4 protein-coding genes are annotated in these 3607 nt (G+C 45.7%); all 4 read right to left on the bottom strand.

Features of this window, described 5'->3' with window-relative positions; translation table 11 throughout:
• Positions 1-165: 165 nt before the first annotated feature.
• Positions 166-732 (bottom strand): Uma2 family endonuclease, encoded by a 567-nt coding sequence (locus F6K57_RS39790; protein WP_293027658.1) that lies wholly within the window; start codon positions 730-732, stop codon positions 166-168.
• The gene (locus F6K57_RS39785) at positions 713-2116 is read right to left on the bottom strand and encodes a WD40 repeat domain-containing protein (protein ID WP_293027662.1); all 1404 of its coding nucleotides are present in this window, start codon (positions 2114-2116) and stop codon (positions 713-715) included. Before F6K57_RS39785 ends, F6K57_RS39790 begins: the two co-directional genes overlap by 20 nt.
• A 3-nt stretch (positions 2117-2119) precedes the next feature.
• Entirely contained in the window at positions 2120-2389 is a 270-nt protein-coding gene (locus tag F6K57_RS39780) for an AAA-like domain-containing protein (RefSeq protein WP_293027665.1), read from the bottom strand.
• A 131-nt stretch (positions 2390-2520) separates the two neighbouring features.
• On the bottom strand, positions 2521-3607 hold a 1087-nt coding region (locus F6K57_RS39775; protein ID WP_364306089.1), incomplete at its 5' end, for a sulfotransferase domain-containing protein.

The following is a 3607-nucleotide window of genomic DNA, read 5'->3' as shown; positions in this document are numbered from 1 at the left end:
TCTCCCCATCTCCCCATCTCCCCATCTCCCCATCTCCCCATCTCCCCATCTCCCCATCTCCCCATCTCCCCATCTCCCCATCTCCCCATCTCCCCATCTCCCCATCTCCCCATCTCCCCATCTCCCCCCACTCCCCATCTCCCCCCACTCCCCACACTCTCTTCTTCAAATAGGTACTGTCAAAACAAATCCAGGTAGTACCTCTTCTCCAGATAAACTAACTGGAAATCCGACTATTTCTACTGGTTGATTGGGACGGTATATTTCTACTTGCTGATTCTGAGGGTTAATTAACCAACCTAGTTGTAAGCCACTGTTGAGGTATTCTTTCATCTTGTCTTGTAGAGACTTAAGTGTATCTGTCCGTGAACGCAATTCAATCACAAAATCAGGGCAAATCGGGGGAAACTTTTGCTGTTGTTCTGGTGTGAGGGCTTGCCAACGGTCTAACTTTACCCAAGCTGCATCGGGGGATCTATCTCCGCCGTTAGGGAGTTTAAACATGGTGGAGGAACTGAAAACTTTTCCCATGTTAGTTTGACGGTTCCAAATCGTTAGTTCAGTAATCAAATCTGCTTCTTGATTTCCACTAATTCCTCCTACTGGTGGCATGATAATTAATTCTCCCTTAGCAGTGCGCTCTAACTGTAACTCTGGATTTATTTTACAAAGATGATAAAATTGCTGATCGGTGAAATCTACATTTTCTAAGTTAAGGGTGACAAACATCATTAACCTCCGAGTTGGTGTTCAAATAATCTTGTATCCAATTGCAACCATAGATTAGTAACTGGTCTAAATCCAGGACTTGATCTAAATTCCATATAATAACAGTGTTGTCTCCACTGGCGGAGGCGATCATCTCACCATCGGGGCTGAAAACTACGGCTAAGACGCCATCGCTATGTCCTTTCAGGGTAGTTAAAAGGGTTCCATCCTGCTTCCAGAGTTTGACGGTTTTGTCATAACTAGCGCTAGCAATTCTGTTACCGTCAGGGCTAAACACTACTCCTAATACTCCTGCTTGATGACCGTTGAGGGTAGTAATCAAGGTTCCATCGCGCTTCCAGAGTTTAATGGTTTTGTCCCAACTCGCGGACGCAATGGTTTCACCGTCGGGACTGATGGCAACGCTGTAAACCCGGTCATGGTGTCCCTTGAGGGTAGTAATCAAGGTTCCGTCTGGCGTCCAAAGCTTGACAGTTTTATCCCAACTGGCGGAAGCAATTAGAGTCCCATCTTTGCTGAAGGCTACTCCATCAATGCGATCGCTATGGCCGTTAAGGGTATTAATTAAGGTACCGTCCCGTTTCCAGAGCTTAATGGTTTTATCGGCACTAGCGGAAGCCATCATCTCACCGTCGGAGCTGAAGACTACTGCTAAAACAGCGCTGCTATGGTTTGTTAAGGTTTTTAGCAAGCTACCGTTTCTGTGCCAGAGCTTGATAGTGTTATCGGCACTAGCGGAAGCAATCATCTTACCATCGGGGCTAATCGCTATTCCTGAAACTCTAGCGCTATGGCCATTCAGGGTTCTTTGTAGGCTACCGTCTGTATTCCACAGTTTCACGGTCTGATCCCAACTCGCCGATGCAATGGTTTTTCCGTCTGGGCTAATGGCAACTCCCCAAACTAAATCACTATGCCCCCTGAGCCTGGTGAGGATGATGCCATCGGGTTTCCAGAGCCTAACCGTTCCATCCCAACTCGCCGATGCAATAGTTTTTCCGTCTGGGCTGATGGCCACACCGTACACTAAATCTTGATGCCCTCGTAGGGTAGTGAGTAATGTGCCTTCCCAACTCCACTGGTTAACGGTTCCGTCCCAACTCGCGGACGCAATGGTTTTACCATCTGGGCTGATGGCAACGTTGTAAACGCGATCGCTATGGCCCTGAAGAGTATTGAGTAAAGTGCCATCAGCATGCCAGAGTTTAACGGTTTTATCCCCTGACGCGGACGCAATGGTTTGACCATCTGGGCTGATGGCAACGTTGTAAACGCGGTCATTATGCCCCTGAAACGTCCTTAGTAATGCCCCATTATAGCGCCAAAGCTTAACGGTTTTGTCCCCTGACGCTGACGCAATGGTTTTACCTTCTGGGCTAATAGCCACTCCCTAAACAATAGCGCTATTGTTTGTCAGGGGAGTAATAGTTTCACTACCAATTCGAGTCATATCAATAGAAGCGCAGCTAAAACCAGCCTGTTGCAGTCGATACTTGATGCGTAAGCGCAAGCTAGACTTACCCATCTGTCGGGAGTTGAACACATAACAAAACTCACCCCTAATTAAAGCGTTATAAAGTTCAGCATCAGCTCGACGCTCTACATAACTAGGGGCATCTAATTTTAAACTACCACCGACTTGATATTCGTAGGTGTCCATGTGTAGCAGTTTTCAATTGGTTGAGGTAAAAATTGTTGGGTTTTAGGGAGTAGGGAGTAGGGAGTAGGGAGTAGGGAACAGGGAATAGGGAACAGGGAATAGGGAACAGGTAATTATTCAGCTATCAGCTGTCAGCTATCAGCTGTCAGCTTATGGGCTACGGCTGACGGCTGACTGCTGACGGCTGAATGCTTACTGGGAATCAAATCAGCCCACAACATTGCTATATCTGTTCCAGCAGTCTTCTTTATAAATTTATCATATAAACGGGCTATTTGATCGTCAGAAAAATGATTCTTCCAATCTCCGATTTCTCCTTTGCGGATAAACGGTGTCATTTCTTTAGGTCGCTGACTCGACCACCGACTTTGGTCTTGGCTCATGCTGGTAAAACTGGTGTGTTTAAGAATGCTATTGAAAATTTCAGCATTATTGAGTTTGTCTAGGTATGAACTCCCTAAAAACTTAGCAATTTCTCGAATATAGTTGGGAGTATCAGCTTTCATAGCTTCGTAAGTGATAAACAAAACATTGTCATCCTGGCGATGGTCATACCAAGACAGTAAATGCTCGAAATAATCGCCCCAATCAACTTCCCCTTCAATAAAGCATTCAAAAAAATCATTAAAGGTTCCTTCTGCAAAATTATAGTGCTTCACAAACCCTTTAGTATGGTAATAAAAAGAAACAACACAATCAAAGGGATTGCGAGCAATATAGATATACTTGGCATCAGCACAATAAGGGGTGAATGAGTAAGAAATATGAGTTTTAATAAACCTTGGGGATGCCATGGCTGCTACAAAATCAGCACCCACTTCTTCGAGATGAGGTACTTCTAAATTGATGTCTTTGCCCACAGGTAGGGGTTCGCCATCATGGTTGAGCATCCAGACAATATGTTGAACCCAAGTTGTGCCACATTTGGGATAAGTAACAATAAAGTTATCCTCCGGTTGAGCATTGTAACTGAGTCCAGATTCAAAACAGGTTACCGGAAATCCCATGGGAATACGGAATCCCTGACACATGGAGTAGTGGGGTTTTTGTCGTTGTTGGTTCATTGTTTCGTTAGGGAGTCGGGAATCGGGAATCGGGAATCGGGAATCGGGAATCGGGAATCGGGAATCGGGAATCGGGAATCGGGAATCGGGAATCGGGAATCGGGAATCGGGAATCGGGAATCGGGAATCGGGAATTGGGAATCGGGAATCGGGA

The organism is Moorena sp. SIO4A5 (genome assembly GCF_010672005.1).
In the GTDB taxonomy this organism is placed as follows: domain Bacteria; phylum Cyanobacteriota; class Cyanobacteriia; order Cyanobacteriales; family Coleofasciculaceae; genus Moorena.
The sequence above is the reverse complement of the archived record's forward strand: the minus strand, read 5'-3'. Positions and strand labels throughout refer to the sequence as shown.